The organism is Dactylosporangium thailandense (assembly GCF_059739745.1).
Genome location: NZ_AP029195.1, coordinates 11117151 through 11143070, shown reverse-complemented (window position 1 = coordinate 11143070; position 25920 = coordinate 11117151). Strand labels below are relative to the sequence as shown.

The following is a 25920-nucleotide window of genomic DNA, read 5'->3' as shown; positions in this document are numbered from 1 at the left end:
CCGAATGGTTCCCTTCCCGGAGGATCACAATCTCCCCAGCGAGAACATCGGTCGGCGGCGCGCGAAACTAAGCCTGCGGGCGCCGCCGACGCCTGACGATCAGGAGCACCACGATCGCGACGATCACGACCACGGCGCAGCAGCAGCCGCCGATCAGGCCGCCGCCGCCATAGCTGCGGCGGCGGCGGTCGAGCTCCAGCCCGGTGTCGACGGCGTCCAGGGCGGCCGGGCTGAGGTAGCTGGAGAACAGCGCGATCAGAGCGTTCATGACTCGACGGTAGCCGCCGTTGTCACGCCCGCAGCCAGGCCGTGGTGTCGGGCGGCAGGCTGCCGTCCGCGGCCAGGTCCCCGCTGGCGAGAAGCACCTCTCCGGGTGGGAGCGGGGCGGGCGCCGGGCCGAAGTTCGTGATCACCCGGACCGCGCCGTTGACGAAGTCGAGGGCGCCCTCCACCTCGTTCCAGGCGACGGTACCGCGCCCGAGCCCGTGGGTCCGCCGCAGGCGCAGGGCCTCGGTGTACAGCGACAGCGTCGACCCGGGCACCCCGCGCTCACGGTCGGCGGCGAAGCGGGCCCAGTCCGACGGCTGCGGCAGCCAGGGCTCGTCGCTCGGGCCGAAGCCGTACGCCGGCGCGTCCGCCACCCACGGGATCGGCACCCGGCAGCCGTCGCGGCCCCGGACCTCGTGCCGGGAGCGGAACCAGGTCGGGTCCTGCCGCACCTCGTCCGGCAGGGTGGTGTGCTCCGGGAGGCCGAGCTCCTCACCCTGGTACACGTACGCCGAGCCCGGCAGCGAGAGCATGAGCATGGTGTTGGCCCGGGCGCGGCGCAGGCCGAGGGCCTCGTCGGGCTGGGGGTCGCCGATGCCGATGCCGCCCTGGGTCGAGTGCCCGGGCTCGAAGCCGAGCCGGCTCGCGTGGCGCACCACGTCGTGGTTGGACAGCACCCAGGTGCAGATCGCGCCGACCGGCTCGACGCCGGCCAGGCTGGACTCGATCGCCTCGCGCTGGTTCGCGGCCGTCCACGGGGCCATCAGGTAGTTGAAGTTGAACGCCTGGTGCATCTCGTCGGGGCGGACGTAGCGCGCGAGCCGTTCCGCCGGCGCGACCCAGGCCTCGCCGACCATGATGCGGTCGCCGGGGTAGCTGTCGAGGATGCGCCGCCAAGCGCGGTACACCTCGTGCACCCCGTCCTGGTCCCACATCGGGGGCGTGCGGTGCTCGGCCCCGGGCGAGGTGATCGGCACCTGGGCCTCGGTCCAGTCGGGCAGGCCGCTCTCCTTGACCAGGCCGTGCGCCACGTCCACGCGGAAGCCGTCGACGCCGCGGTCGAGCCAGAAGCGCAGCACGTCCTCGAACATGCCCCGCACCTCGGGCAGGTCCCAGTTCAGGTCGGGCTGGCTCGTGTCGAACAGGTGCAGGTACCACTCGCCGTCGGGCACCCGCGTCCAGGCCGGGCCGCCGAAGACGCTCTGCCAGCCGTTGGGCGGCAGCTCGCCGTCGACGCCCTGGCCCTTGCGGAAGTGGTACCGGTCGCGGGCCGGGCTGCCCGGGCTCGCGGCCAGCGCCTCCTGGAACCACACGTGGTCGCTGGAGGTGTGGTTGGGCACCAGGTCGACGATGACGCGCAGGCCGCGCTCCTTGGCGGCGGCCATGAGCGCGTCGAAGTCGGCGAGGGTGCCGAAGCGCGGGTCGACGTCGCGGTAGTCCGCGACGTCGTAGCCCGCGTCGTGCTGCGGAGACGGGTAGAACGGCGACATCCAGAGGGCGTCGACGCCCAGCTCGACCAGGTGGTCGAGGCGCGACGTGATGCCGCGCAGGTCACCCATCCCGTCGCCGTCCGCGTCGGCGAACGAGCGCGGGTAGACCTGATAGATCACGGCATCACGCCACCAGAGCAGCGAACTCACCCCTTGACTCCACCGGCCAGCAGGCCGCGTACGAAATAGCGTTGCAGCGACAGGAACACGATCAGCGGGATGATCATCGACACGAACGCGCCGGAGGTCAGCCGCTGCCAGTCGTTGCCCCGGGTGCCGGCCAGCTCGGCGAGCCGGGCGGTCAGCGGGCGGTTGCCCTGACCCGAGGTGAACACCAGTGCCACCAGCAGATCATTCCAGATCCACAGGAACTGGAAGATCGTGAGGGAGGCCAGCGCCGGCGTGACCAGCGGAAGCACGATGCGCCGGAACGTCATCGCCGGGCCGGCGCCGTCCACCCGCGCGGCCTCGAAGAGGTCCTTGGGCAGCTCGGACATGAAGTTGTGCAGCAGGAACACGCCCAGCGGCAGACCGAAGCAGGTGTGGGCGAACCACACGGCGAAGAAGCCGCCGCCCCAATCGGTGTACCCCTTGACCAGCTGGAGCATCGGGATGAGCGCCATCTGCAGCGGCACGATCTGCAGCGCGAACACGCCGATGAAGATCCAGTCGCGGCCGCGGAAGTTCAGCCACGACAGCGCGTAGGCCGCCATCGCCGCCATCGTGACCGAGAACAGCACCGCCGGCACGGTGATGACCAGCGAGTTGACGAAGTAGCTGGCCAGCCGGCCCGAGGAGGCCGAGGTGCCGAAGACGACCTCGTTGTAGTTGTCCAGGGTCATGCTGGGGTGACTGAAGAACGTCCACCAGCCCGTGGTCTTGATGTCGTTCTCGGGCCGCAGCGACGAGACGAACAGGCCGAAGGTCGGGATCGTCCAGAGCAGGGCGATGATGATCGACACGACGCTGGCGGCCCGGGACGTGAGCTTGCGGCGCACCCGGCTGGCCATCGACTCGCCCTCGGGGCGGTAGAGCGGGCTGGCCTCGGGGACGTCAGCAGCGTCGGTGCTGACGGCGTCAGTGCTGCTCATCGGATCTCCGTTCGGTGCCGCAGTTGCCGGGCCTGGTAGATGACGATCGGCACGACCAACAGGAACAGCAGGACCGCGAGGGCCGAGCCCTTGCCGTCGTCGTAGGAGCGGAAGGCCTGGTTGTACATCTCCACGGCGAGCACGCTGCTCTTGAACTGGCCGCCGGTCATGGTCCGGACGATGTCGAAGACCTTCAGGGTGGCGATCGTGATGGTCACGACCACGACGACGACGGCGGGGCGGATGCTGGGCATGGTCACGCGCCAGAACATCTGCCACGGGTTGGCCCCGTCGAGCCGGGCCGCCTCGACGATCTCGGCCGGGATGGCCTTGATCGCGGCGGAGAGGATGACCATCGCGAACCCGGCCTGGATCCAGATCAGGATCACGATCATGTAGAAGGTGTTGCCGGGTGCGTTGCTCAGGAACTGCTGGGGCTTGCCGCCGAACCAGACCAGGATCTGGTTGAGCAGGCCGATCTGCTCCACGCCCGGGTCACGGTAGGCGTAGATGAACTTCCAGATGATCGACGCGCCGACGAGCGAGATCGCCATCGGCATGAAGATCAGCGACTTGGCGATGCCCTCGCCGCGGGCCTTGTCCACCAGCACCGCGTAGAGCAGGCCGAACCCGGTGGCGAAGAGCGGGACGCAGACCACCCACAGCAGGGTGTTGCGCAGCATCGTCAGGGTGTCTTCGTTGGTGAAGATCCAGGTGTAGTTGTCGAAGCCGATGAAGGCGTCGCCACCCGCGTCGTAGAACGAGAGGTACACGGTGCGAATCAGCGGGTACACCAGGCCGACGCCGAGCAGGACCAGCGCCGGGCCCAGGAAGCCGGCCATCTGGAGCCGTTCCTTGCCCCTCCCCCACCGGGGCAGGATGTCGAGCACGAACAGCAGCGCGCCGACGACCACGATGAACCCGGCCATGAACATGAGCGCCGGCCAGATCTTGGCGACGTCCTCGGAGAAGTCGTAATCCATGGGGTGTCCTCCGACCAGCCGGGTCCGGCGCCGTGGTGCTTGGCGCCGGACCCGGACCTCAGTTCAGGTTATTTCGGCCAGGTGCTTTCGATGTAGTCCAGCGTCTGCTTGGTGTCCTTGGTGCCGTTGATCCAGTCGGTCATGCCGGTCCAGAAGGACTTCGAGCCGACCTGCGCGGGCATCTGGTCCGAGCCGTCGAACCGCGCCACGGTGGCGGGGTCCTGCAGGATCTGCACCGAGAGCTTGTCGATCGTGCCGGTCACGGCGCTCACGTCGAGGCTCTTGTTGGCCGAGATCCAGTCGCCCAGCTTGGCCTTGCTGTTGGCCCACTCACCCGAGGCGAGGTAGGTCTGCACCTTGACGACCTCTTCGCGGTCCGAGAACGCCGAGACGAACTCGCCACCGACCAGGACCGGCTTGCCCTTGGACGGGTCCACCGGCGGGAAGTAGAAGGCGTAGACGTCGCCGTCCGGGCCCACGTTGGTGCCCTTCGGCCACTGGTTGGAGTAGAAGTTGGCCTGGCGGTGCATGCCGCACTTCTTGTCCTTGACCGGCAGGCCACCCTCCTGGAACGAGGTGGTCACGATCGTCTTGGGGTTGCCGACGTACTTCGGGTTCTTGAGGATCGTCGCGGCGCGCTCGGCGGCCGAGAAGATCTTCGGGTCGTTGAACGGGATCTTGTGGTTGACCCACTGGTCGTAGACGTCCGGACCCTGGTCGCGCAGGACGATGTCCTCGATCCAGTCCGTGGCCGGCCAGCCGGTCGCGTCACCGGACTCGATGCCGGCGCACCACGCCTGGATGCCGCTCGCCGCGATCTTGTCGGACAGGGCGATCATCTCGTCCCACGTCTTCGGGACCTCGTAGCCCTTCTCCTTGAACAGGCCGGGCGAGTACCACACCAGGGACTTCACGTTGGCGCCCAGCGGCACGCCGTAGACCTTGCCGTCGACGGTCGCGTAGTTGGCCCAGTCCTTCGACCAGTTCTTGTCGAGGTTGGCCTGCACGGACGCGGGGAGCTGCTTGAGCTGACCGCTCTTGGCGAACGTGGCGAGCAGACCCGGCTGCGGGAAGACCGCGATGTCCGGCGGCTGGCCACCGTCGGCGCGGACCTTGATCTGGGTCTCGAACTCGCCGGAGCCCTCGTAGTCGATCTTGATATTGGTGCAGTCCTCGAACTGCTTCCACGACTGCTCGAGCTTGTCGGCCTCGGTGTCGCGGATCGTCGCGTAGATCGAAACGTGCTTCGTCTTGTCGACTCGGTACTGGGAGTACGGCTGGCACTCGGGCTTGTCGGCGTTGCTGGAGCCGGAGTCGCTGGAACTGCCGCAGGCGGATGCGGCAAGGGCCAACGCGGCCACACCGGCGAGCGTGATCGCCCGACGCCGCCTCGAGAGGACGGCCATGGTTAGCCTCCTTTGGCTATACCTGGTCCTTGGGCGAACACCTTCGCCCGCGTACCCGGTGTGCTGGGGTGTGCCTTGTGTTCCTCGGATGTAAGCGTTTGCAAGGTCTGTTTGTCGAGTCCTACGCGCGAGTTCATCGATAACGAGTTAGCAACACGGCGGACATGTTGCCGTGGGACCCGGCGTTGCCTAGCCTTCCGCGTGTGGCTGACGTTCCACCGCCCGTCAGCATGGAAGACGTGGCCCGGCTCGCGGGGGTCTCGACCGCGACGGTGTCGCGCACGCTCCGCGGGCTGCCCAACGTCTCCGACGAGACGCGCGACCGCGTGCTGCAGGCCGCGGCGTCGCTGTCGTATGTCGTCTCACCGATCGCCTCACGCCTGGCGAGCGGCCGGACCCACACCGTGGGCGTGATCGTGCCGTACGCGTCGCGCTGGTTCTTCGGCCAGATCGTCGCCGGCGCCGAGTCCGTCCTGCGCGAGCACTCGCTCGACCTGCTGCTGTACAACATCGGCGACATCCCGTCCCGGCAACGCTTCTTCGGCGCCCTCCCGCTGCGCCGCCGGGTCGACGCCGTGCTCACCGTCGCGATGCAGTTCACCGACGCCGAGATCGCCGACCTGCTGTCCCTGGGCGTGCCCATCGTCGCCGTAGGCCACGACGTGCCCGGCGCCGGCTGCGTGCGCATCGACGACGTGGCGGCGGCGGCATCCGCGGTGCAGCACCTGCTCGCCCTGGGCCACCGGCGCATCGGCATGATCTCCACGTACAACGACCAGAGCATGTTCCTGCCCGTAGCCCACGCACGGCGCCGCGCGTACGCCGAAACCCTCGCCGGCGCCGGAATCCCGATCGACGAGAGCCTCGTGATGTCGGTACCGCACGGCATGGACGGCGGCGAACAGGCCATGCGTCGCCTGCTCACCCTCCCGGACCCGCCGACCGCGGTCTTCACCGAGTCCGACGAGCTCGCCTTCGGAGCGCTGAGCGCCCTGCGCCGCACCGGACGTCACGTATCGGTCATCGGCTTCGACGACCACGAGCTGAGCGCACTGCTCGACCTGACGACCGTCCGCCAGCGCGTCTTCGAGCAGGGCGTCCTGGCCGCGGGCATGCTCCGCCGAGCCATGACCGCCGGCGACTGGACCCCCGAGGAACTCCTCATGCCGACCACCCTCGTGCTGCGCGCGTCGACGTGGCCGGTCGCGGTTAGGACGGCGGGCGCGGGGTAGCTCGCCGTCGCCAGTTGTTCCGAAGCACGCACGGTACCCACGGGGGTGTGCCATGACAGCCGAGATGCCCAATTCGCGCGTGACCTGGGACCAGCCGGACGACGAGCTGGACGAGCTCGCCGCGCCGGACTCGGACCTGCTCGCCGAAGACCCGGCCCAGACCGCCGAGACGGACTTCTTCTGGGAGGACGACGAGGAGTAACCCAGGCCACGCCCTGGACGGGGGTATCTCGTTTTTGCGCGCCTGAGGGTGCGTGCTAGGGTTACCTCCGTTCGGCCAGCGCCGCTAGCTCAACTGGCAGAGCAGCAGACTCTTAATCTGCGGGTTGTAGGTTCAAGTCCTACGCGGCGTACGAGTTCGAATCGGCGGCCCCTGCTTCGCGGCGGGGGCCGCTTGCCGTTGTCGAACTCGGTTTATCGCGCTCGCTTCGCTCGCTCCCCAGTGGGGGAGCTTCGCTCCACCCACACCCCCTCAACAGCGATCGCGGCTCCTATTCGCAGCCGTATAGCGCGCAAATAATCCCTCGAACTTCGAGCACCGAGTGACACTTGCGCGAAAGCCGAACCCGCTCGTCTTCGCCGCCAAAGCGTCCACGCCTCGAAACAGTCAGTCGGTCGCTGTTTCGCATACGAATGGGCACTCCCCTCCCGGCTCCAGTCGTTGTCCTGCGTTCTGACGAAACGGCCTATTCCTTCACTACCCAGAAGGCTTCGGATCAGGTTTTCCATGAGCGGACCCATCAGCCGCAGCCTGGCCGCATGGTCATCCCAGATATCGGAATCAAACCCTGGCATGGACGGGCTCCCTCTGGTCGCGGAAACTCCAATCTTGCCGCCGTCAATCCCGGTATGCAATCCGCCACTTGTCTGGCGTGCAGAGGCTACCGAAACCTCAAACTTGCCTGCCAGCCTTGCAGGAGCCAGCGTCGACTTAGTTCATGATCAGTTCAGATGCAGACGGTCGCGCCCGCGGCAGTTACGTTGGCCTTGTTCGAATCGAGGGAATGAGGAGTTCACGCCGCGAGTCGCCAAGCTACTCGACGCCGTCGAGTGCTCGTGGTTGATGGTGCACCGCACCAAGGGCGTGAAGTCCACCAGAATGGCACCCGCTAGTGTCGACTGCCGATCGCCTGCGGAGAAAGTCCCGGCTGGACGGCCTCGACGAGGCTGGGCAGGACGTCGAACTGCGGTCCCGGTCGCCGGCGGACGAGGCCGCCACACGCGCCCACGACGAGCTCGCGGTCGTCGAGCGGCGGGAGGCGCGGCCGACTGCAGTCCGCCGCACGTACCAGGTCCTTGCCTAGGCATCGGGCGGCGCCTCTACCCGTCGACGGCCCGGCGCAGGTCTTTCATCAGCAACAGCAGGTGCATCGGGTCGGTGGGGCTGGCCTCGAACTTGGCCAGGCGCAGGTAGAAGTCGCGCGCGGCCTCGGTCTCGCAGTGGATGAGCATTGCGCGCACGCCGATGACCTCGGCAGCGCCGGCGACGCGGCGCAACGCGTCGACGACCAGGGCCCGGCCAACCCCTGCCCCTTGAACCGCGAGATCGACGCCGAGCCGGGCCAGAATCACCACCGGCTGGTGGTAGCGACCGGCTCCCTGCCGCAGCCACGGGGAGGCGTCGGCCGGAGCCACACTGCCGGCCGCCAGAGCGTAGTAGCCGACCACTCGCTTATCGGAGTCGTCGTTGTCACGAACGACGTAGACGCGGGACAGTCCCGCCCGATGGGCTTGCAGGGCGTGCTCGACGAGCCACACGGACTGTGCCTGGGAGCCGCAGTCGAACCCGTTCACTGCATGCCCGGCCGACAGTGGCTCCACCGGCGAGAAGCTGAAACTCACTGGGGCGTTCCACCCTGCGGCGGGTCGAGCACCGTCGGACCGGTCACCAGTTCCCGAAGACCGGCGATGTCCTGTGGCGGCCGTTGGAGTGCATCGTCGAAGACCTGCCAGGCGTCTTGGTCCATGAGGAATACCCGGCGGTCGGCCAGCACGTCGGCTGCCGCCTCGGTTGCCGCCTTCAGCACGAAGGTCGACACGGTGTCGCCGGCGGCTCGGCTGGCCGCCTCCAGTATCGCCTTCTGCTCGGCATCCAACCGCAGATGGAGCCGGTCTCCTTTGGCACTCACAGGCCCATCGTACGCACAATGTACGCCACAGCCAAGGCGAAACGGTGACTACCATCGGGTGCTCCACAGGCGCTCGGACGCCGCAGGACATACCCGTCACGGTGTGGACGGGAAAGCACTCCGATCTACCGCGAGCAGCCGAAACCCGGCTCCATCAGGACACAGCCGGACGGACGAGGACGGTCCAAGGGGCTCTTAATCTGCGGGTTGTAGGTTCAAGTCCTACGCGGCGCACGAGTGCTGAAAGCAGCGGCCCGGTGGTGCCGTGATCGCGCCTTTTGATCCCAAGGTCACATGCCACGGCGGCGCTGGGATGTACAGCAGGCGACGACAGCAACCGCCCCGCGAATGGGACCATCAATCTCGTCCGCAGCCAGACGCGCGAGCTAGCACGACGACGGCTCGACCGCTGCCGCGATCCCGCGCTCCGTCCGTCCCCGCGCGAGGTGTCAGCGTTGAGTTGACGGGGCGCTCCGGGTGAAAGGCGCGCTCCACGGGGGGCGGGGTCGACGGTGGCCGAGACGGCAAGGCCGCGCGCGATGCGGAAGAATCAGCCGACTGCGAGGCCGCTCAGGAGCAAGCGATGATCCTTCAGATAGGTGTCAACAAGACGGTCCACTATGTGGAGACGTGGCAGGAAATCGCCGACTTGATCGAAGAAGTGATGACCAACCTCTCCGTCGAAGACCCGACTTCACCATGGATCGCGCCTGGCGAGAACGCCATTTTCAGCTTCGTCCGTGCCCGCCGGGTCAATCCTCAGGGGCCGCCGTGGCCTGACAACTACCTCTTCGTCGGCGTGAATGCCAAGACCGGCTACGGTGGCCTTACTTGGTACTTTTCTCCCGATCGGGGCGTGCCAGCCGATAACGAGATCGGCAACTGGGTGTGGGTGTCCAACAACCCTGAGCCTCCCGACTTCGATCCCAGAGTCGTCAGCGAGCCGCATTACCCGATGTTCTACAACCCCGAAAGCACCATCCCCGTCGCGCATGTCCGTGCCGCACTCGAGGAGTTCTGCCGGACAGGAACCGGCGACCGTCCAAGCTGCATCAGTTGGGTCAAGGGCGAAGTCGACGGACGCCGGTTCGATTTGGAACCCAACGAAGGCATCAAACGCGAACCGCTCAGCGAAGATCCGATCGTTGGCGATCTTTGAGCTGAAGCGGGTCGAAAGTCCACGGTGGCTCTTGCCGCGTTGCCGAACTCGTGTTGGCGCGCTCGCTCCCCATAAGTCCAAAAGCAGCGCTGCTCTCCGTCACGACTCAAGGCGGCACTCCGGCGAGCAGCAGCGCCGTGTCGCACTACTCGGAGGCGCGGCGGCGGCTCGGGCGTCGCTTGCCGTTGGGGTCAGCCTTCAAGGCCGTCTCCCAAGCGTCACCGGGTCGTGCTCCGTGTGCCCGCAGGAGCGCATAGTGCAGCAGCGCCGTGGGCGGCAAGTGAAAGTCCCCCGGGTCGAGGATTTCGATCCAACCGTAGGGATCTGTTCGCGCCACCGTGAAGATGAAGCCGTCATCGTGGGCGAGGTCGATGTGCGCCATACACCCACCGCCATACGGCTGGAGCTCGTACGCGAAGACCAAGCCCTCTTCCGCAAAGCGCGCGGCGACGGCCCGGGCCAATTCGTCAGCACGCCGGACATGCACGTCCACCTGCGCGATGCTAGTCGCCGAATCACGGCCCGGGCGGGCTGTACTTGACGCAGGAAGCGTTGAACGTCGCGATGTCCCGCACGGCCTGGACGCCGCTCGCCTGGGTCACGTGGGCGCGGTACACGAACCCGCTTCCGTCCCTCGAAGACCAGTCCCGAAGCCATTCGACCCCGAAGGACCGGACCGGGTCCTCGCGCTCGCTCTGCTCGAACAACGCCCTGTCGGGCCACCACTCGAGCCGGCAGATCAGGGCATATGCGCTGTCGTAGCCGTCGTGCGCCAGTGCCGTCAGATACGCCGACACCGCACGCTCGCCCCTGGCCCGATCCCCGGCCAGGCGCCATTCGCTCAGCGCATAGCCGGCCCCACAGATCAGCGCGCAGGCCCCCAGAACGCTCAGGGCGACGAGGACACCGCGTCGGCTACGCACGGCGTGCATGGTGCCATGCTCCTCCCCTCACCTGGCAGACTGAGCGCGTCGTGACGTTTTGGAGTGGCCAATGAGCGGGGACGAAGACAGGGAAGCGCTTGCCCAGCAACTACAGTCGCTGAGCCTCCCGGAACTGGTCGACGTTCTGCGTCGTGTCCTGCCTGCTCATCGCGACCGGGACGCGAAGTACGGCCTTACCAGGGTGCTCGTGCTGGCTGAAGCGACCATGGCTGACGGAACCGCGCCGCGCGCGCTTGACCAGACTCCGGCGACGTTCGAAATGGTTGCCTGGCCGGACCGGGACCACTACGACGGTGGCTTCGGGCCGGAAACGGACCTCTACGAGCAGGGCACGTGCCGTACCTGCGGCGTCGATGTGACTTCGACGGCGAAGCGGGCGTTCTGTCCGATCTGCGGCGAACTATGCGAACTGACGTAGTCCAGCCGGTGAAGGGCCTGGGCAGAGGTGGCGGGGGCTCGCCGCGCCACCGTCCGCCGGGCCGGGCTCAGAACAGGTACTTCTCCGCCACCGTCTGGTAGTCGAAGAGCTCGCTCTCCGAGAACCACAGCTCCACCTCGTACTTCGCCTCCTCCGGCTTGCCCGAGGCGTGGATCAGGTTCGCGGCCACGGTGTGCTTGGCCTCCGTGTACGCCTTCGACGTGTGGGCGAAGTCGCCGCGGATGGTGCCCGGGTTCGCCTGGTTCGGGAAGGTCACGCCCACCAGGCGGCGGACGGTCGCGACCGCCTCCACGCCCTCGAGCACGAGCGCGATGACCGGGCCCGACTGCATGAAGTTCGCGGTCACGTTGAACACCGAGGCGCCGAAGCGCTCCTCGAGGTCGAAGTAGTGCTTCCGAGCCAGGTCGGCGTCCATCTGGACCATCTTGGTGCCCACGATCTTCAGCCCAGCGTCCTCGAACCGCTGGATGATCCGCCCGGCCAGCCCACGGGCCACCGCGTCCGGCTTCAGCAGTACAAGGGTCCGTTCCAACGCCGTCATCACAAAACTCCAGTCCTTGATCTCCCGGTCGGCTCAAGCTTGCCGCACCTCGGTAGCCCACCGCGCACTGGGTTCAGGAGACAGCGGGGTTCGACGTGCGGATCTCGGCGATCAGCTCGATGCGCCGGCGCCCGGGAGGGCCGAGCGCGGCCAGCACACGAAGGACCTCGGTCATCAGGTCGGCCGGGGTGTCCGACACCGCGAGGGCGCGCGCCGTGGCGCGCCACACCCGGTCGTCCTCCAGGTCCGTCAGGCGCTCCAGGAACGCCGGGTTCGGGATGTACCGCGCCCACGCCGGAAACGCCGCCCACGCCGCCACCGCCGTCGCGTCGTCGGGGCTGTCGCAGGCCGCGGCGATCAGTGCCCCGTAGTCGAACCGGCGGGACTCGGGGACGTCCGCCGGAATGGCCGCGACGATCGGCGCCACGTCCTCGCGCGCGGTCGCGGCGCGCAGGATGCGCCACAGGCCGGGCCGGTCCGGGTGCCGCCGCGCGGCCTCGACGATCGCGACGCGCACGTCACGGTGCAGGTCCGGCTCCTGCCACTGCCGCCAGAGCAGCTCGGGGCCGTCCGGAAGAGCAAGATGAGCCAGCAGTCGTACCGCCTGCCGCCGCCCCGGCACCGAGCCGCGCACGGACGCGAGCAACGGCCCCGCCTCCGACGGCGGCAGATGGCGGGCCAGGCCCAGCGCGACCCAGTCCCGCTCCTCGCCGGGCCGGCCGGTCAGCGACGGGCGGCCGAGGTCCGGGCTGGTGGCGAGCAGGCGCAGCGCCGCGTTGCGCTGCGCCGCCGGTCGGCCGGGATCGCGGGTGATCGAGTCGAGCCGCGCGGCGTAGGCCGCGACGTGCCGCGGCTCCCAGTCGCGCCGCCGGACCCTGACCAGCGGAAACGGGCCGGCGAGGGCCGCGTCGAGCAGGTCGGGACGGCGCGCCGCGACCGCGCGCCAGAGCCCGGGCGCGGCGAGGTTCGCGGGACCGGCGGCGAGCAGCGCACCCGCCCGCTCCGCCCGCGTCGACGGGTCGCGCAGCCACAACCCGATCGCGCGGTGGCGGACGGGCGCGGCGAGGTTCGCGGGATCGGTGGCGAGCAGCGCACCCGCCCGCTCCGCCCGCGTCGACGGGTCGCGCAGCCACAACCCGATCGCACGGTGGCGGACGGGCTCGGGAGCGGCGGACGAGGTCGCGAGCGCGCCGAGCCGGTCCTGGAGCTCGGGCCGGCCGAAGGCGCCGCGGCCGAGCGCCGCCACGACCGCGAGAAGGGCCTCGGGGCGGGCCAGGCGCTCGTCGCGGGCCACCGGGGACAGCGCCAGGATGCGGCGCGCCTCCGCGGCGGACGGCGCCGGCTCCGGCGGCGCCGGGCGGTCGCGCTGGGGAGCGGCCCGCAGCAGCCGCGCGGCCGCGGCCGGGGCCAGCCGGCGGAGCAGGCCGTCGGGCAGCCGCTGGTAACGCAGCCAGGCGGCGCGCCCGGGCGCGGTCAGCACGTCGACCAGCCGGTCCGGGTGGGCGGCGGCGAGCGGGGCGAGCTCGTGGAGGCCGAAGACGTGGCCCGCGGGGGCGTAGCGCTCCAGCAGCTCGATCGCCTCGCCGGGGTGGGTCCGGGCGGCCGCGAACACGGCGCGGTACCAGCGGTACCACCACGAGGACCGCTCGGACGCGGGCAGGTCGCGAAGCTGCCGGGCGGCCTCGGTCAGCAGCGCGGCGGGGCGGTAGCGGCCGAAGCGGGCCGGGTTCGGCAGCGCGTACGACAGCTCCGGCAGCAGCCGCGCCAGCACCGCCGAGCCGCACGCGCTGAGCAGGCGGGCCGCCTCGGCGTCGCCGTACGACTCCCGGATCGGCTCGATGAGCGCCTCCGCGCGCCCGGCGTCCTGCGCGGACACGATCCGGCGGTAGTAGCGGCGGCGCTCGTCGAAGGGGAGATCACGATCCACCTAGCCATGGTCCGGGACCGGCACCACCGGCGGCAGCTCGTATTCGTCGCGCAGCAGGGCCTCGGGCGGGCTGTAGACGCGCAGGATCAGGTGGAACTCGCCGCGCGGGGTCGGCAGCCAGGGCGCGCCGTCGGCGGGCGGGTCGGGCTGGATGCGCACCACGCCGCCGTCGGTCGCGACCGAGCGGAAGAGGCGCGCGCCGGGCGCGGCGTACGAGGCGAGTGTGCCGACCGGCGGGCGCAGGGTGTACGCGCGGGCGCCCGTCAGCCGGGCGCCGTCGCGGTCCTTGTGCGCGGCCGGGTACACGGCCTCGTAGGCGTGGTTGCCCCAGAGCCGGGTGCGGGCCGCGACCGCGCGCGCGAGGTGGGCCGCGTCGCGGTCCGGCAGCGTCCACAAGGGAGTGTCCACGGTGCCCAGCCCGAAGTGGTCGAGGTTGTAGTCGAACGCGTGCCGGTCGTTGGTCCAGCCGTTGACCGGGGCGGCGTGCTCGGTCGTCGCGGCCTCCTCGAGCGCCTCGCGGCCGCGGTCGAGCCCGGCGCGCAGGGCGAGCCGATGGTCCCGCGGGATGGTCGGGTACGGCGAATTCCCGTCCGCGAACAGCCCGAGCGGGGCGAACCGCCGCTGGTAGCGCCGCTCGGCCGGGGAGGGCGGGAAGGCGGACAGGCCCCGGCGCAGCGCCTCGAGGAACATGAGGTCGTCCGGGACCCCGGGCTGCGGCACGGGCAGCCCGTCGAGCGGCACCCGCGGGTACATCCGCTGCATCGTGAGCCCGTCCTGCAGCTCGTGCGCGCCCGGGCCCGCGGCGAACCGGGCGATGAGCGTCGCGATCATCGTGGGCACCCGGATCACCTCCGCCGCGGGCTCCTCGCGGCCGGCCCAGGCGGGCGGGACCAGCAGGTACTCGCGCGGCTCGTCGGGGGTCGTGCGGCTGCCGACGTACGCGAAGTTGTCCGTCCAGGCGTCGATGAACTGGACCACGTGGTATCGCCCGCCGGTCCCCGGCACCCGCAGCCACATCGGGCCGCCGGAGAGGTCGAGCTGGGCGGTGGAGTACAGCAGATCGGGGTTGGCGTTGGGTCCGGCGGGCACGGTGCGCTGGTGCTCGAACGCGTTGAAGACGGTGGTGCTGCCGACCGCCTGCAGGTCCTGGAGCAGGGGGTAGCCGTAGCCGTACGCCTCGGCGGCCAGCGTGGGCAGGTCGTCGCTCATCCGAAGCCTCCCTCGTCCGGCTTCAAGCGTCCGGTCCGCCCGGACCGGCACCGGGTGAGGTCGGGGGTGATCAGCGGCGCGGGTTGGCCCGGCGGGTCGGCGGCGCGGTCGTCGGGTCCTCGGGCCACGGGTGGCGGGGGTAGCGCCCGCGCAGTTCCGCGCGCACCTGTGGATAGCCGGTGCGCCAGAACGAGGCGAGATCGCGGGTGACCGCCACCGGCCGCCCCGCGGGCGACAGCAGGTGCAGCAGCACCGGCTGCCCGGCGAACGAGGGCGTCTCCAGCAGCCCGAACATCTCCTGCACCTTGACCGCGAGCACGGGGCCGCCGGGGTCGCTGTAGTCGAGCCGCACCGCCGACCCGCTCGGCACCGTCAGCCGCTCCGGGGCGAGCCGGTCCAGGTCCTTCGCCGCCGGCCACGGCAGCAGCGCCTGCAGCGCCGTGTGCACGTCGGCACCGTGCACCATGGACTCGATCAGCGCCTCGTCGCGCACGTCCGGCCACGGCGCCCCGGCCGCGCGGTGCAGGAACGCGAGCCGGTGCCGCAGCGGCGTCCACGGCACCCCGTCGCGCCGCAGCCGCTCCCGGCGCGCCGCCGCGGCCAGCTCGGCCGGGGCCGCGCCGATCGCGCGCTCCGACAGCACGATCGCGCCGAGCCGCTCGACCCGCTTGACGCCCGTCGCGCTCGCCTCGTCCACAGTGGACAACAGCGCGGCCGCGACCTCGCGCGCGATGTCCTCGTCGATCGCCGCGGCGAGCCGGACGCGCGCGTTGACCCGGCCGGCCGGGCGGTCCGCGGCGGCGATGGCGAGCCACGGGTGGCCCTGCAGCGGCGATCCGGGCGCGAGCTCGGCCTCGGTGCCGCCGGCCATGAGGTAGGCGTCGCGGCGGCGCCGGGCGATGCGCTCCGGGTAGGCGAGGCCCGCGATGATGCCCGCGGCGCGGTCGGCGCTGGTGGTGCGCTCGACCGGGTTTTCGATCATCCGGTACAGCAGCGACGCCTCCGGCCGCCAGCGGTCCGTCGTCCGCCGTACCGCCGCCACGTCATCGGACGGGTAGGAGTCCTCGGCGAGCACCGCCACCACCTCGGCCGCGTTGCGGGCGCCCACGATCGGCGCCCCGTCCAGCAGCGCCCGGGCCAGCCGCGGGTGCGCGCCCACCCGCGCGATGCGCCGCCCGCGCTCGGTCGCGCGCCCGTCCGGGTCCACGGCGCCGAGGGCCGTGAGCGTCTGCGCCGCGACCGCCATCGCGGCGGCGGGCGGCTCGTCCGGCAGCGCCAGCCCGCGCCCGCCGGGGCTGCCCCAGCACGCGAGCGCGAGCGCGAAGCCGGTCAGCTCGGCGGTGCGCACCTCCGGCTCGGGGTGCGCCGGGAGCCGCTCGTCGTCCGCCTCCGACCAGCACTTGTACACCACGCCGGCCCCCTCCCGCGCGGTCCGCCCGGCCCGCTGGACCGTGCTGGCCTTCGCCGCGCGGACGGTCTGCAGCGACCCGAGCCCGCGCGCGAGGTCGATCCGCGGCACCCGCGCCAGCCCCGAGTCGACGACGACCCGGACGCCGGGCACGGTGAGGCTGCTCTCGGCCACCGCGGTCGCCACGATCACCCGCCGCGCCCCGGGTCGCAGCGCGCGGTCCTGCTCGGCCGCGGGCAGCCGGCCGTGCAGGGGCAGGCTCGGGATGCCCGGCAGGTTGCGGCGCACCCGTTCGATCTCGGCGACCCCGGGGACGAACACCAGGATGTCGTGCCCGGTCTCCCGCCACGCCCGGCGTACCACCTCGGCGACGTGCTCCATCGTGAGCGGCGGGCGCTTGGGCGGTACCCACACCGTCTCGATCGGGAAGAGCGGGCTCTCGACGTCGATGACCCCGGCGCCGGGCAGGCTCTTGCCGGGCGTCGCGGTCGCCGCGAGCAGCCCGAGGTCGGGCCGGATGGCGTCGCGCACCTCGAGCAGGAAGGCGGTCGCGAGGTCCGTGTCGAGGTGCCGCTCGTGGCATTCGTCGAGCATGACGACGTCGGTGCCGGCCAGTTCCGGGTCGGCGAGCAGGCGCTGGACGAGCAGCCCGGTCGTGACCACCTCGATGCGGGTGTCGCGGCTCACCCGGCGGTCGCCGCGCACCGAGTAGCCGACGCTCTGCCCGACCCGCTCCCCGCGCAGCTGGGCCATGCGCTGCGCGGCCGCGCGGGCCGCGATGCGCCGCGGCTCGGCCACCAGCACCCGCTCGGAGCCGAAGGCGAGGGGCACCAGCGTGGTCTTCCCCGTGCCGGGCGGCGCCACGAGGATGGTCGGGCCCCGGCGGACCTGGTTGACCACTTGGTCGAGCACGCGGGTGACCGGCAGGGATTCCACGCAGGCCATCTTGTACCTTCGCCTGGATGCCCGAGCTACCAGAGGTCGAGTCGGCCCGTGCCGTCCTGGAGCGCTACGCCCTGGGCCGCCCCATCGCCGACGTCGACGACACCGACACGTGGGTCTGCCGCCCGCACTCCCCCGGCGCGATCCGCGACGCGCTCGTCGGCACGACGCTGACCGCCGCGAACCGGCGCGGCAAGAGCATGTGGCTCGACTCCACCGGCCCCACGCTGGGCATCCACCTCGGCATGTCGGGCAAGATCGTCTTCGTCGACGAGGCGGGCCTGGAGACGGACGGCGGCGACTACTGGCAGCGCGGCCGCGCGCGGGGCGACCACCGGTTCACGCGCTTCTCGCTGACGTTCGGCGACGGTACCCGCCTGCTGCTGGTCGACCCGCGCCGCCTCGGACGCGTCCGGCTCGACCCGCCCGTGGAGCGCCTGGGCCCGGACGCGCGCGACATCACCCCGGCGCAGTTGCGGGCGGCCCTGTCCCGCGGGAGCGCCCCGGTGAAGGCGCGGCTGCTGGACCAGGAGGCCGTGGCCGGCGTCGGCAACCTGCTCGCCGACCAGGTGCTGTGGCTGGCGAAGGTGAACCCGTCGCGGCCCGTCGACGCGCTCACGAAGGCCGAGGTGGACCGGCTGCACCGCGCGCTGCGCAAGGCGGTGGAGTCGGCCATCGCGGGCGGGGGCGTGCACACGCTCTCCGTCGTCCCGGCCCGGCACGAGGGCGGCGAGTGCCCGCGCTGCCACACGGCGATGCGCCGCGCGACCGTCGGCGGCCGCACGACCTGGTGGTGCCCGCGCGAGCAGCCCTGACGGTGCGGGTCAGCCGCGAGGGCCGGGCCGGGCGGCGGCTGCCACCCGGCCCGGCCCGGCGATCAGGACGGGTTCACCCACAGCGGGAGGTACGCGTACCCGGAGTAGAGCCCGGCCGCGGTCCGGCTGCGGACGTTCAGGCCGTGCGAGTAGGACGACTCCGGCGTCCAGGTGATGGTGGCCTTGCCGTCGGGGCCCGCGGCGACCGTCTGCTCCGGGGCGCCGTCGAACGAGTACAAGAACTCCGTGCTGCCACCGAGGTGCGCCGTGAACGTGAACGAGGCGGTCTGGCCGACGTTGCCGCCGTCGGGCCAGTGGTAGATGTCGGACTCGATGGTCGGCTCCAGGGCCTTCACCCGGAAGTTGGTGTAGGCCCAGTCCGACACCAGCCCGTTGGCGCTCGTGGTGCGCACCCTCAGGCTGACCCAGCCGCCCGCGGGGTTCGCGTACTGCTCCGGCGTCCAGTGCACCGTGGCCGTACCGTCCGCGCCCGCCGCGACCGTCTGCTGCGGCTCGCTGCCGAACACGTACTGGTACGACACCACGTTCGCCGCCGTCGGGCGGAACTGGAACGCGCCCTCGATGCCCGGCCCGCCGCCGCCGTCCGGGTCGCCGAGCGGGTAGTCCGCCGACGACACCACCGGCGCGATCGAGGCCGGGTAGAACGCCCAGCCCGCCTCCTCCGACTCGGTGCCGTCGGCCGTCCGGCTGATCACCGTGATGGAGTTGCCGCTCGCCGACGTCGGCGTGTAGGGCACCGTGATCGAGCCGTCCGGGCCGGCCGGGATGGTCTGCGCGGGCTGCTCGTTCTCCTGGTACTGGTTGAACTGCACCACGTACTCGACCACGCCGTGCATGTGCGGCTTGATCGTGAACGAGCCCGGGGTGCCGACCGGCTTGCCCTGGGTGCCGTCGAAGGGCCACTCGGCCGACTCGATGAACGGCCGCGAGTCGATCAGCAGCCACAGCGAGCTGGTGCCCGACTTCACGCCGGCCGCCGTGGTGCCGAAGACCGTGAAGACCGTGCCGCTGACGGTCGGGGTGATCTGCACCTGGGCCGTGCCGTCCGCGGCCGCTGCGACCGTCTGGGCGGGGGCGTCGTCGAGCTGGTAGGTGTAGCTCACCGTGCCGGGCAGGTTGGGCCGCAGCGTGAGGTGGTGCGTGTCGCCGAGCCACGCGTCGGGGTCCGCGTCCTCGATCGCCGGCGCGGTGTTGCGCACCCAGATGCGGTACGTGACCTGGTCCGAAGAGTTGCCGGCCCGGTCGATGCTGCGCACGTTGAGGAACACGATCCCGGCCCGCGACGGGGCGAACTGGATCGAGGCCGGCCCGCCGAGCGTCGGCGCGGCGACGTACTGGTACGTGTTCCCCTCGCCGTAGGCGTACCCGACGACGTCGGACACCCCGTTCGCCGAGAACGTGACGGTGCCCGGGATGCCGGGGCCGCCGTGCTGCTGGTTGTCCGACGGGTAGTCCGTGGACGAGACGACCGGCGCCTGGCCCGGCCGCGTGGTGTCGACGGTGAACCGGCACTCCTCGCTCCACGGCGACACGTCCACGTCGTCGCGCCCGCGCGCGGCCACCGCGTAGGTGACGCCGTCCTGCAGGATGCCGCCCGGAATCCCGCTCCAGGCCCGCGCGGGCGCGTAGCCGGCCCACACCTCGGGCAGCTCGACGCGCGCCTGCGGCTGGTCGACGGGCCACACCGCGAACGTCGCGTAGGCGATGTCCCCGCCCCCGCCGTCGTTGACGTCGGGGTCCGTGAGCAGCGCGTTCAACGTCGGCGTGGTCGTGGTGATGTAGAGCGGCTTGGTCCCGTCACACGAGCGCCCGTCGACGGTGAGCTGCGTGGGCACGCCCGGCGTCGAGTTGGCCTTGATGACCAGCGCCGGGTCGTTCTCGATCCGCCGCCCGTAGCGCGGATCGTTCTCGAGCCGCTCGGGCACCCGCAGCTCGAGCGTGATCGTCGTCTTCCCCGCCGCGAGCGCGTCGCGCACCACGTTGCCGAGGTCGACGCCGATGTACCCCGACGGGCACACCGTCCCGCCGATGTCCGCGACCTTGGTCCGCTCGCGCGGCGGACGGTTCCACGACGCGTTCGACGCCACCGGATCGGTGGTCCACAGCTGCCAGCTGCGCGCCTTGCGGCAGTCGTTGGCCTGCGTCTCGGCGGCGACGAAGCCGGTCGCGATGATGCGCTGGCCCTTGTACTGGCTGATGTCGTACGTGAAGTACGACCGGGACTTGTGCTTGCCGTTCGTGTCCTTCCAGGCCCCGATCGGCGCGTCGGTGCTCTGGTTGACGTAGGCCTTGTTGGGCGCCCTGGAGTCGGTGTAGACCCAGCTGGTGGGGCGGAGCGCGCGCTGGTTCGTGGCGTGGGCCGCGTCCGGGACGACGACGAGCGCCCCGACGAACCCGACGACGACCGAGACGAGCCCGGCTACCGTGCGTTTCGCTGACATTGAAGAATTGCACCCCCGTGAATCGACGAATGCCGACAAGGACGATAGACCTGCGGCACCCGGGGTGTCGTCCCGTTATCTCCAATGTGGACAGAGCGCCCGAAGCCCGACCAATCCAGCGAACCAGCCTCCGGACCACCCGGCCTACCCCTCGGCCCCGGCGGGCTCCTATGGTGGATGTCGATCTCGGGAGGGGCAGGACGTGACCGCAGACGACAAGGCACCCGTGCCGGTGTGGACGCTCGCCACGGAGGCCGTGAGCGTGCCGGACGTGCTGGGCGACGAGGGCCTGACACCGGCCCGGCTCGACGAGCTGAGAACCGCCCTGGTGACCCTCGCGGACTCCCCCATCGCCACGCTGGAGGCGCATCCGTCGCCGGCCGAGCGCGACCGCAACGGTGGGATTCCCCTGCATGCGGCCAGCCCGCTCGCCCAGCAGCTATCGCAGCTCATCACCCAGACGGCGAGATCGGCCCCGCGGGCGCTGAACGTCGGCGCCACCGGTGAGGTGCTCTACCGAATGGTGGTCCCGGCCAAGGTCGCCGCCCAGTTCGGTCAGGGACTCGTCCGGCCCATGGTTTCGAGGGCGGTGGCGGGAGGCATTCGCGGCCCGCTGGTCGGCTCCACCGGCATCATCAGGGCCGGCGCCTCGTTCGTGCCCGTTGGCGGCAAGGCCGCGGTCGCGGGCGCCGCGACCGGCTCGGCAACCACGGCCGGCGTGGCCGCGGCCGGCGCCGGAGCGTTGACGGTGGCCGCGCCGCTGGTGCTGATGGCCGTCGCGGTAGGCGTCAGCGCCTACGCCGACCACCAGCGCCAGCAGGCGATCGAGCGCATCACCGTCCTCCTGGAGCAGTTGCAGGAGGACGGCCTCGAGAAGGAACGCAGCGAGCTGGACGGTTGCCGCGACGCGATCGACAAGGCGACGTCGATCCTCCTCGACCAGGGCAGAATCGGCCTGTCGCTGGGGCTGGACTCCTCGTCCTACGCGATCAGCACCGCGATCGAACGCACCAAGCGCCGGCTCGTGAAATGGCAGGACGCGCTGGCCACGCTGCCCGACGGCCCGGTCGAGGTCACGGCGCTGACGAAGTCGTTCCCGGGCATCAACGAGGAGGGCGGCACATTCCGCGCCCACTTGGAGCTGGCGCGGCTCGCCATCGCCCTCAAACGCCGGGTGCTCGTGCTGCAGGCGGTCGAACACGCACAACTGGTCGGATCGGACAATCCGTTCAAGAGCTTCGTCGGGACGCTGCAGGACGACGAGCGCCGCGTCGGCGAGCTGGAATTGGGCATCGACTCGGTCCTGCTGCGACTCTCGACGCTCGAGCTGAAGCGGTACGGCGGTATCCGGAGCATCATGTTCACGCCGGGCGAGGTCGACGAGCTGCTCAGGACCGCATATCGCCTGCGCGCCCTGGGCGACGGCCTCACCGTGGGATCCCACCGGGCCGACGTCGCCATCGAGATCGAACGCAGCGGCGACGGCTCGCTCGTGGTGTTCCCCGCCGCCGCGACCTGATCGATCTGCGCTATGAGGCCGGCCGCAGCACCGGCCGGCCGTCCACCGTGGACTCCGTCAACCGCTCCGACGCGTCCAGCAGGCCCGTCAGGTGCCGTCGGCCTTCCTCGCCGGACATGCCGTCGGGCAGCGCGATGTGCGCCAGGGCCGCCTCGTGGATCTCGGCGCGGAACGCGTACCGGAACTCCTCGTCGCCGGCGTAGGTCAGCGCGACCCGGCCGGTCCAGTCGATGCGGTGCCGGCCGGAGCCGTCGCCGGTGAACGTGACCGCGTGGTCGGCGACCGAGTCGTGCCCGAGCAGGTACACGTTGAACGCCGGCGGGGCATCCGGATCCTCGATCGGCAGCGGGTCGGCGGTCAGTCGCCGCGGTAGAGGATCGGCGAGCCGGAAGGATCGGCCCGGCGTCGCGGCGAGCAGCCCGGTCGCGTCCTCCCACGTCGCGGAGGACAGCGTGCAGCGGTGATAGTTGTTCCAGACGATCGGGGCGGCCCAGTCGGCGACGTCCTCGTCCTCGATGTCAGGGGCGTCGAACTCCTCGTCGTAGAGGGCCGTCTGCAGCGTCAGGTCGAACCAGAGCCGCCCCGACCGATCGAGCCGGCCCGTCCAGAGGAACTCGGTGAGGCGGTGGCCGTCCGGCCACGGGTTGCCGGGAAACCAGATCCTGCCGCGCACGACGGTGGACCATACCGGCTCATGGCACCACGCATCGTGCTCGAGTACGGCGGCCGGCAGCCGGTCGTCGCCTACGGCCGCAACTGCGCCTGGGACCAGGACGGTGCGGTGCGCTACCACGGCGACATCCGCAAGATCACGGCGTACTGGTCGGTCACGTTCCGGGACTGAGCGGGACCGGCCGGTCGTGACGGCTCGGCATCATCGATCTTCGACGCCGAGGTCGGCCCGCATGGCCGCCCGCAACTCGTCGCGGCGCCGGTCGACGATCTTCGCCTGCTCGTCCCACGCCGCTCGGTCACCGCTGTACGCGACGGGCTCGAGGTCCCCGAACTGGGCCGCGTTGTACGCCTGAGCGAGCTCGCGCACCTGCGCGCCCGCGCTGATGGTCAGGTACAGATAGGCGTCCTGCAGCGCGATCACGGCCGGCCGGGTGCGCTCCGTGGGATCGAACTGCTCGCCCCGCCGCGTCATCCGGGACACCTCCTCCAACGCCTGGAAGAAGCGGTTGGCGGCCACGAGGTAGGCGTGGCATGCGGCCCGGAGCTCGTCACGTCTCGCCCGCACGCCGGCCTCGTCGGCCGCCCGCGACCGCGACCGCTCGCTCCAGCGCTGGTTGAGCGCCGCCGTGCCGATGCTCATCGCTCCGGTCAGCAGCACACCGCCGAGCGCCCCGACCAGCGCGAGCACGGCGGCGGTCGAGCTCCCGTCCGTCATGCGCGCATCCTAGGTCAGCACCGGCGGCCCGGACAGGCGCGAGCGGTGCAGCCTGCGCTCAGGCGGTTGCCGGCGGAATAGGACCGGGCCGGTCGATGAACAGCTGGCGTACAAAGGACATGCGTTCTCGTCCGAGTGCGGCGTGGTACCGCACGATGTGCGGCGTGAGAATCGCGCACTTCTGCGACAGCCACCCAGGACGCTCCGACGGCGTCGCGACCTCGGTGGCCGCCACGGTGTCCCTGCTGCGCGCCGCCGGCCACGAGGTTCAGGTCTACCAGCCCGCCCCGCTGCTGCGCGGCCGGCAGGAGCCCTGTGGCGTGCGGTCCGTCCCGGTGCCGTTGCGCAACATCCGGGTCGGCCTGCCCCACTTCAGCGGCATGCGCCCGGTCCCGCACATCGTGCACGTGCACACCCCCGGGCCGGTGGGCATCGGCGGGCTGCGGTACGCCCGGGCGCACGACCTCCCCGTGGTGATGACCTGGCACACGGACCTGCTCGCGTACTCCGCGCACTTCATGGAGATCCAGTTCGGCGCGGCCCACGCGGCGCAGCGGCTCGCGCTCGGCTGGACCGTGCGCGACTACCTGCGCCTCGCGCGGTCCGGGACCGAGCGCCGGGCGCAGCTGCTGCGGCTCGCGCAGGAGTTCATGGACCGCACGAACGTGGTCATCGCGCCGTCGGCGAAGACGGCCGCGGGGCTGGCCGAGTTCGAGCGGCTTCCCCCGGTGTGGACGGTCCCGACGTCGATCCAGCTCGCCGACTGCCCGCTGGGCCGGACCGAGCTGCGGCGTTCCCTGCGGATTCCCGAGAACGCCCCGGTTGTACTGGCGGTCGGCCGGGCCACCAAGGAGAAGGACCCGGCGCTCCTGCTGGCCTCGTTCGCCCGGCTGCTGCGCCACGTGCCCAACGCGCGGCTCGTCATGGTCGGCGTCAAGCAGAACCGGATCAACGTGATCCGACTCGCCCGCCAGGCCGGCGTCGCCCACGCGCTGCGACTGGTGCGGCCGGTGCCGCACAGCCGGATGGCGGCGTACTACGGCATGGCCGACGTCCTCGCGTTCGCCTCCACCACCGACACCCAGGGCCTGGTCATGCTCGAGGCGGAGGCGGCCGGGCTGCCGGTCGTGCTCGCGGACGCGGCGCTGGCGGAGCGCCCGAACCAGGACTCGAAGCGGCTGTCCACCGCGCCCGACGCGGACTCGTTCGCGGCCGGGCTCGCGAAGGTCCTCACCGACCCCCGGCTGCACCGCGAGGTGGCCGAGGCCGGGCGCGCCGCGGCGGACGCGTACTCCGCCGAGCACTACCTCGGCCACCTCATGGCCGCGTACCGGTACGCACAGACGGCCAAGCGCCCGGATCAGGGTGCGGCCAGCGCCTCGGTCGGGGCGAGCCGGGCGGCGCGGACGGCGGGATAGAGTCCCGCGATCGCGCCGATGAGGAGCGTGGCGGCGACCCCACCGGCCGTCGCCCACGCCGGCACCACCGTCGGCCAGTCGCGCGTGGTGGCGTACAAGGCCGTCACCCCGATCCCCGTCGTGACCCCGCCGATGCCGCCGAGGGCGGACAGCAGCAGCGACTCGGCGAGGAACTGCACGAGGATCTGCCCGCGGGTCGCCCCGAGGGCGCGGCGCAGCCCGATCTCCGAGCGCCGCTCCAGCACCGAGATGACCATCGTGTTGGCCACCCCGACGCCGCCGACCAGCAGCGCGACCGCGCCGAGGCCGAGCAGCAGGCCGGTGAAGGTCTTGTCGGTGGCCTGCCGCGCGGCGAGCGCGTCGGAGGGGCGCGAGACCTTCACGGTGCCGGGCGCGGCCGGGTTCGCGGTGCGGGCGAGGACCGCCTGGACCGCCTCGACCTGGTCGTCCTTCGAGCGGGTGTAGACGGTCGTCGGGTGCCCGTCGAAGGCCGTGTACGTCGCCGCCGCCTCCCACCCGATGAGCGCCGACGCGTCCAGTTCGGGCGCCAGCGGTACCGGATCAAGAATCCCGATCACCGTGAACCATCGCGCGTGGATGTAGACCTGGACCCCGTCGCCGGCCGCGTAGATGCCCAGGCGCCGGGCCGCCGCGTCGCCGAGCACCACCGCCGGGAACTTCGCGGTCGCCGCGTTCAGCCACGTGCCGGAGGCCATCGTGGCGCCCACGGTCCGGGGCAGGTCCAGCTGGGCGGCCCGCAGCGTGATCGCGTTGGTCTGCCCCGCGGGGATCTGGTCGGAGCGGTACACGTGCACGTCCGCGACCTTCCCGACCGCCGACACCTCGGTGACCGGCCCGATGCGCCCGATCATCTCCACCGACTCGTCCGGCAGCGTGGCGTTGTCGCCGAAGATGTCGTTGCCGGGCGCGACCGTGAGCAGGTTGGTGCCGAGCGTGGCCAGGCGGCGGTCGAGCTCGGCCCGGCTCGACGAGGAGATGCCGACGACGGCGACCATCGCGGCGATGCCGATCGCGATCCCGAGCGCGGAGAGGAACGCGCGCATCGGGCGGGTACGCAATCCGGCGCCCCCGACCCGGACCACGTCAGCGGGGGGCCAGCCGCGCCGGCGCCAACGACGTCGTCATCCT

24 protein-coding genes, 1 tRNA gene and 1 pseudogene are annotated in these 25920 nt (G+C 71.3%); 9 read left to right on the top strand and 17 right to left on the bottom strand.

Annotated elements, in window-relative coordinates; genetic code table 11:
* Positions 1 to 67: 67 nt before the first annotated feature.
* The 5 genes from AC6JBM_RS49970 to AC6JBM_RS49950 all read right to left on the bottom strand — a co-directional run bounded on the left by AC6JBM_RS49970 (position 68) and on the right by AC6JBM_RS49950 (position 5237).
* On the bottom strand, positions 68 to 268 hold the full coding sequence (locus tag AC6JBM_RS49970; protein WP_497980561.1) for a hypothetical protein: 201 nt from the start codon (positions 266 to 268) through the stop codon (positions 68 to 70).
* Positions 269 to 290: 22 nt separating this feature from the next.
* The gene (locus AC6JBM_RS49965; RefSeq protein ID WP_497980560.1) at positions 291 to 1907 is read right to left on the bottom strand and encodes a glycoside hydrolase family 13 protein; all 1617 of its coding nucleotides are present in this window, start codon (positions 1905 to 1907) and stop codon (positions 291 to 293) included.
* Positions 1904 to 2767 carry a carbohydrate ABC transporter permease gene (locus AC6JBM_RS49960; RefSeq protein WP_350619645.1) on the bottom strand — a complete coding sequence of 288 codons (864 nt, stop codon included), beginning with the start codon at positions 2765 to 2767 and terminating at the stop codon, positions 1904 to 1906. The genes AC6JBM_RS49965 and AC6JBM_RS49960 overlap by 4 nt, the downstream gene beginning before the upstream one ends.
* Positions 2768 to 2844: 77 nt before the next feature.
* Positions 2845 to 3831 carry a carbohydrate ABC transporter permease gene (locus AC6JBM_RS49955; protein WP_433080048.1) on the bottom strand — a complete coding sequence of 329 codons (987 nt, stop codon included), beginning with the start codon at positions 3829 to 3831 and terminating at the stop codon, positions 2845 to 2847.
* Between the two features lie 68 nt (positions 3832 to 3899).
* Positions 3900 to 5237 (bottom strand): ABC transporter substrate-binding protein, encoded by a 1338-nt coding sequence (locus tag AC6JBM_RS49950; RefSeq protein ID WP_497980559.1) that lies wholly within the window; start codon positions 5235 to 5237, stop codon positions 3900 to 3902.
* Positions 5238 to 5440: 203 nt separating this feature from the next.
* On the opposite strand from AC6JBM_RS49950, the gene AC6JBM_RS49945 reads away from it, so the two are divergent.
* The 3 genes from AC6JBM_RS49945 to AC6JBM_RS49935 all read left to right on the top strand — a co-directional run bounded on the left by AC6JBM_RS49945 (position 5441) and on the right by AC6JBM_RS49935 (position 6822).
* Positions 5441 to 6469: a LacI family DNA-binding transcriptional regulator gene (locus AC6JBM_RS49945; RefSeq protein WP_497980558.1), complete on the top strand. Its 1029-nt coding sequence runs from the start codon at positions 5441 to 5443 to the stop codon at positions 6467 to 6469.
* Positions 6470 to 6548: 79 nt separating this feature from the next.
* A complete protein-coding gene (locus AC6JBM_RS49940) occupies positions 6549 to 6671 on the top strand; it encodes a hypothetical protein (protein WP_350619540.1) in 123 nt (40 codons plus the stop codon).
* Between the two features lie 78 nt (positions 6672 to 6749).
* A tRNA-Lys gene (locus tag AC6JBM_RS49935) sits at positions 6750 to 6822 on the top strand.
* 967 nt (positions 6823 to 7789) lie between these two features.
* Here AC6JBM_RS49935 and AC6JBM_RS49930 read toward each other — a convergent pair.
* Both AC6JBM_RS49930 and AC6JBM_RS49925 read right to left on the bottom strand, forming a co-directional pair.
* Positions 7790 to 8311 (bottom strand): GNAT family N-acetyltransferase, encoded by a 522-nt coding sequence (locus AC6JBM_RS49930; RefSeq protein ID WP_497980557.1) that lies wholly within the window; start codon positions 8309 to 8311, stop codon positions 7790 to 7792.
* Positions 8308 to 8598, bottom strand: coding sequence for a type II toxin-antitoxin system TacA family antitoxin (locus AC6JBM_RS49925; RefSeq protein ID WP_497980556.1), 291 nt, complete (start codon positions 8596 to 8598; stop codon positions 8308 to 8310). Before AC6JBM_RS49925 ends, AC6JBM_RS49930 begins: the two co-directional genes overlap by 4 nt.
* 583 nt (positions 8599 to 9181) lie before the next feature.
* Here AC6JBM_RS49925 and AC6JBM_RS49920 point away from each other — a divergent pair.
* Positions 9182 to 9757: an Imm1 family immunity protein gene (locus AC6JBM_RS49920; protein ID WP_497980555.1), complete on the top strand. Its 576-nt coding sequence runs from the start codon at positions 9182 to 9184 to the stop codon at positions 9755 to 9757.
* Positions 9758 to 9902: 145 nt separating this feature from the next.
* Here AC6JBM_RS49920 and AC6JBM_RS49915 read toward each other — a convergent pair whose 3' ends face one another.
* On the bottom strand, positions 9903 to 10250 hold the full coding sequence (locus tag AC6JBM_RS49915) for a hypothetical protein (protein ID WP_497980554.1): 348 nt from the start codon (positions 10248 to 10250) through the stop codon (positions 9903 to 9905).
* A gap of 22 nt (positions 10251 to 10272) precedes the next feature.
* Positions 10273 to 10680 carry a hypothetical protein gene (locus tag AC6JBM_RS49910; RefSeq protein WP_497980553.1) on the bottom strand — a complete coding sequence of 136 codons (408 nt, stop codon included), beginning with the start codon at positions 10678 to 10680 and terminating at the stop codon, positions 10273 to 10275.
* Between the two features lie 70 nt (positions 10681 to 10750).
* Here AC6JBM_RS49910 and AC6JBM_RS49905 point away from each other — a divergent pair, with 70 nt between their 5' ends.
* Positions 10751 to 11119 carry a hypothetical protein gene (locus AC6JBM_RS49905; RefSeq protein WP_497980552.1) on the top strand — a complete coding sequence of 123 codons (369 nt, stop codon included), beginning with the start codon at positions 10751 to 10753 and terminating at the stop codon, positions 11117 to 11119.
* A gap of 67 nt (positions 11120 to 11186) precedes the next feature.
* Here AC6JBM_RS49905 and ndk read toward each other — a convergent pair whose 3' ends face one another.
* The 4 genes from ndk to hrpB form a co-directional block, all read right to left on the bottom strand.
* Positions 11187 to 11681: a nucleoside-diphosphate kinase gene (ndk, locus tag AC6JBM_RS49900; RefSeq protein ID WP_497980551.1), complete on the bottom strand. Its 495-nt coding sequence runs from the start codon at positions 11679 to 11681 to the stop codon at positions 11187 to 11189.
* Between the two features lie 73 nt (positions 11682 to 11754).
* On the bottom strand, positions 11755 to 13608 hold the full coding sequence (locus tag AC6JBM_RS49895) for a hypothetical protein (protein ID WP_497980550.1): 1854 nt from the start codon (positions 13606 to 13608) through the stop codon (positions 11755 to 11757).
* Positions 13609 to 14817, bottom strand: coding sequence for a DUF1254 domain-containing protein (locus tag AC6JBM_RS49890; RefSeq protein WP_497980549.1), 1209 nt, complete (start codon positions 14815 to 14817; stop codon positions 13609 to 13611).
* 70 nt (positions 14818 to 14887) lie between these two features.
* A complete protein-coding gene (gene hrpB / locus AC6JBM_RS49885) occupies positions 14888 to 17161 on the bottom strand; it encodes an ATP-dependent helicase HrpB (RefSeq protein ID WP_497980548.1) in 2274 nt (757 codons plus the stop codon).
* Positions 17162 to 17187: 26 nt separating this feature from the next.
* Between hrpB and AC6JBM_RS49880 the strand changes: the two genes are divergently transcribed.
* On the top strand, positions 17188 to 17982 hold the full coding sequence (locus AC6JBM_RS49880; RefSeq protein WP_497980547.1) for an Fpg/Nei family DNA glycosylase: 795 nt from the start codon (positions 17188 to 17190) through the stop codon (positions 17980 to 17982).
* A 62-nt stretch (positions 17983 to 18044) separates the two neighbouring features.
* On the opposite strand, the gene AC6JBM_RS49875 is transcribed toward AC6JBM_RS49880, so the two are convergent.
* Positions 18045 to 20444: a hypothetical protein gene (locus tag AC6JBM_RS49875; protein WP_497980546.1), complete on the bottom strand. Its 2400-nt coding sequence runs from the start codon at positions 20442 to 20444 to the stop codon at positions 18045 to 18047.
* On the opposite strand from AC6JBM_RS49875, the gene AC6JBM_RS49870 reads away from it, so the two are divergent.
* On the top strand, positions 20428 to 21963 hold the full coding sequence (locus tag AC6JBM_RS49870) for a hypothetical protein (RefSeq protein ID WP_497980545.1): 1536 nt from the start codon (positions 20428 to 20430) through the stop codon (positions 21961 to 21963). The genes AC6JBM_RS49875 and AC6JBM_RS49870 overlap by 17 nt on opposite strands.
* A gap of 10 nt (positions 21964 to 21973) precedes the next feature.
* Here the strand turns inward: AC6JBM_RS49870 and AC6JBM_RS49865 are convergent, their stop codons facing one another.
* Positions 21974 to 22636, bottom strand: coding sequence for a hypothetical protein (locus AC6JBM_RS49865; RefSeq protein WP_497980544.1), 663 nt, complete (start codon positions 22634 to 22636; stop codon positions 21974 to 21976).
* 21 nt (positions 22637 to 22657) lie between these two features.
* Between AC6JBM_RS49865 and AC6JBM_RS49860 the strand changes: the two genes are divergently transcribed.
* Positions 22658 to 22807 carry a hypothetical protein gene (locus tag AC6JBM_RS49860; protein WP_497980543.1) on the top strand — a complete coding sequence of 50 codons (150 nt, stop codon included), beginning with the start codon at positions 22658 to 22660 and terminating at the stop codon, positions 22805 to 22807.
* Between the two features lie 30 nt (positions 22808 to 22837).
* Here AC6JBM_RS49860 and AC6JBM_RS49855 read toward each other — a convergent pair whose 3' ends face one another.
* Positions 22838 to 23353, bottom strand: coding sequence for a hypothetical protein (locus AC6JBM_RS49855; RefSeq protein ID WP_497980542.1), 516 nt, complete (start codon positions 23351 to 23353; stop codon positions 22838 to 22840).
* A 164-nt stretch (positions 23354 to 23517) separates the two neighbouring features.
* Between AC6JBM_RS49855 and AC6JBM_RS49850 the strand changes: the two genes are divergently transcribed.
* The gene (locus AC6JBM_RS49850) at positions 23518 to 24771 is read left to right on the top strand and encodes a glycosyltransferase (RefSeq protein ID WP_497980541.1); all 1254 of its coding nucleotides are present in this window, start codon (positions 23518 to 23520) and stop codon (positions 24769 to 24771) included.
* On the opposite strand, the pseudogene AC6JBM_RS49845 reads toward AC6JBM_RS49850, so the two are convergent.
* A pseudogene (locus AC6JBM_RS49845) lies at positions 24714 to 25917 on the bottom strand (ABC transporter permease). The gene AC6JBM_RS49850 and the pseudogene AC6JBM_RS49845 sit on opposite strands and share 58 nt — an antisense overlap.
* Positions 25918 to 25920 lie beyond the last annotated feature (3 nt).

Excerpts from the sequence above, each read along its gene's own strand:
- AC6JBM_RS49860 (WP_497980543.1), top strand. The coding sequence starts at position 22,658 with ATGGCACCACGCATCGTGCTCGAGTACGGCGGCCGGCAGCCGGTCGTC.
- ndk (WP_497980551.1), bottom strand. The coding sequence starts at position 11,681 with ATGACGGCGTTGGAACGGACCCTTGTACTGCTGAAGCCGGACGCGGTG.
- AC6JBM_RS49890 (WP_497980549.1), bottom strand. The coding sequence starts at position 14,817 with ATGAGCGACGACCTGCCCACGCTGGCCGCCGAGGCGTACGGCTACGGC.
- AC6JBM_RS49875 (WP_497980546.1), bottom strand. The coding sequence starts at position 20,444 with ATGTCAGCGAAACGCACGGTAGCCGGGCTCGTCTCGGTCGTCGTCGGG.
- AC6JBM_RS49905 (WP_497980552.1), top strand. The coding sequence starts at position 10,751 with ATGAGCGGGGACGAAGACAGGGAAGCGCTTGCCCAGCAACTACAGTCG.
- AC6JBM_RS49855 (WP_497980542.1), bottom strand. The coding sequence starts at position 23,353 with ATGACGGACGGGAGCTCGACCGCCGCCGTGCTCGCGCTGGTCGGGGCG.
- AC6JBM_RS49950 (WP_497980559.1), bottom strand. The coding sequence starts at position 5,237 with ATGGCCGTCCTCTCGAGGCGGCGTCGGGCGATCACGCTCGCCGGTGTG.
- AC6JBM_RS49880 (WP_497980547.1), top strand. The coding sequence starts at position 17,188 with ATGCCCGAGCTACCAGAGGTCGAGTCGGCCCGTGCCGTCCTGGAGCGC.
- AC6JBM_RS49960 (WP_350619645.1), bottom strand. The coding sequence starts at position 2,767 with ATGGCCAGCCGGGTGCGCCGCAAGCTCACGTCCCGGGCCGCCAGCGTC.
- AC6JBM_RS49955 (WP_433080048.1), bottom strand. The coding sequence starts at position 3,831 with ATGGATTACGACTTCTCCGAGGACGTCGCCAAGATCTGGCCGGCGCTC.
- AC6JBM_RS49970 (WP_497980561.1), bottom strand. The coding sequence starts at position 268 with ATGAACGCTCTGATCGCGCTGTTCTCCAGCTACCTCAGCCCGGCCGCC.
- AC6JBM_RS49920 (WP_497980555.1), top strand. The coding sequence starts at position 9,182 with ATGATCCTTCAGATAGGTGTCAACAAGACGGTCCACTATGTGGAGACG.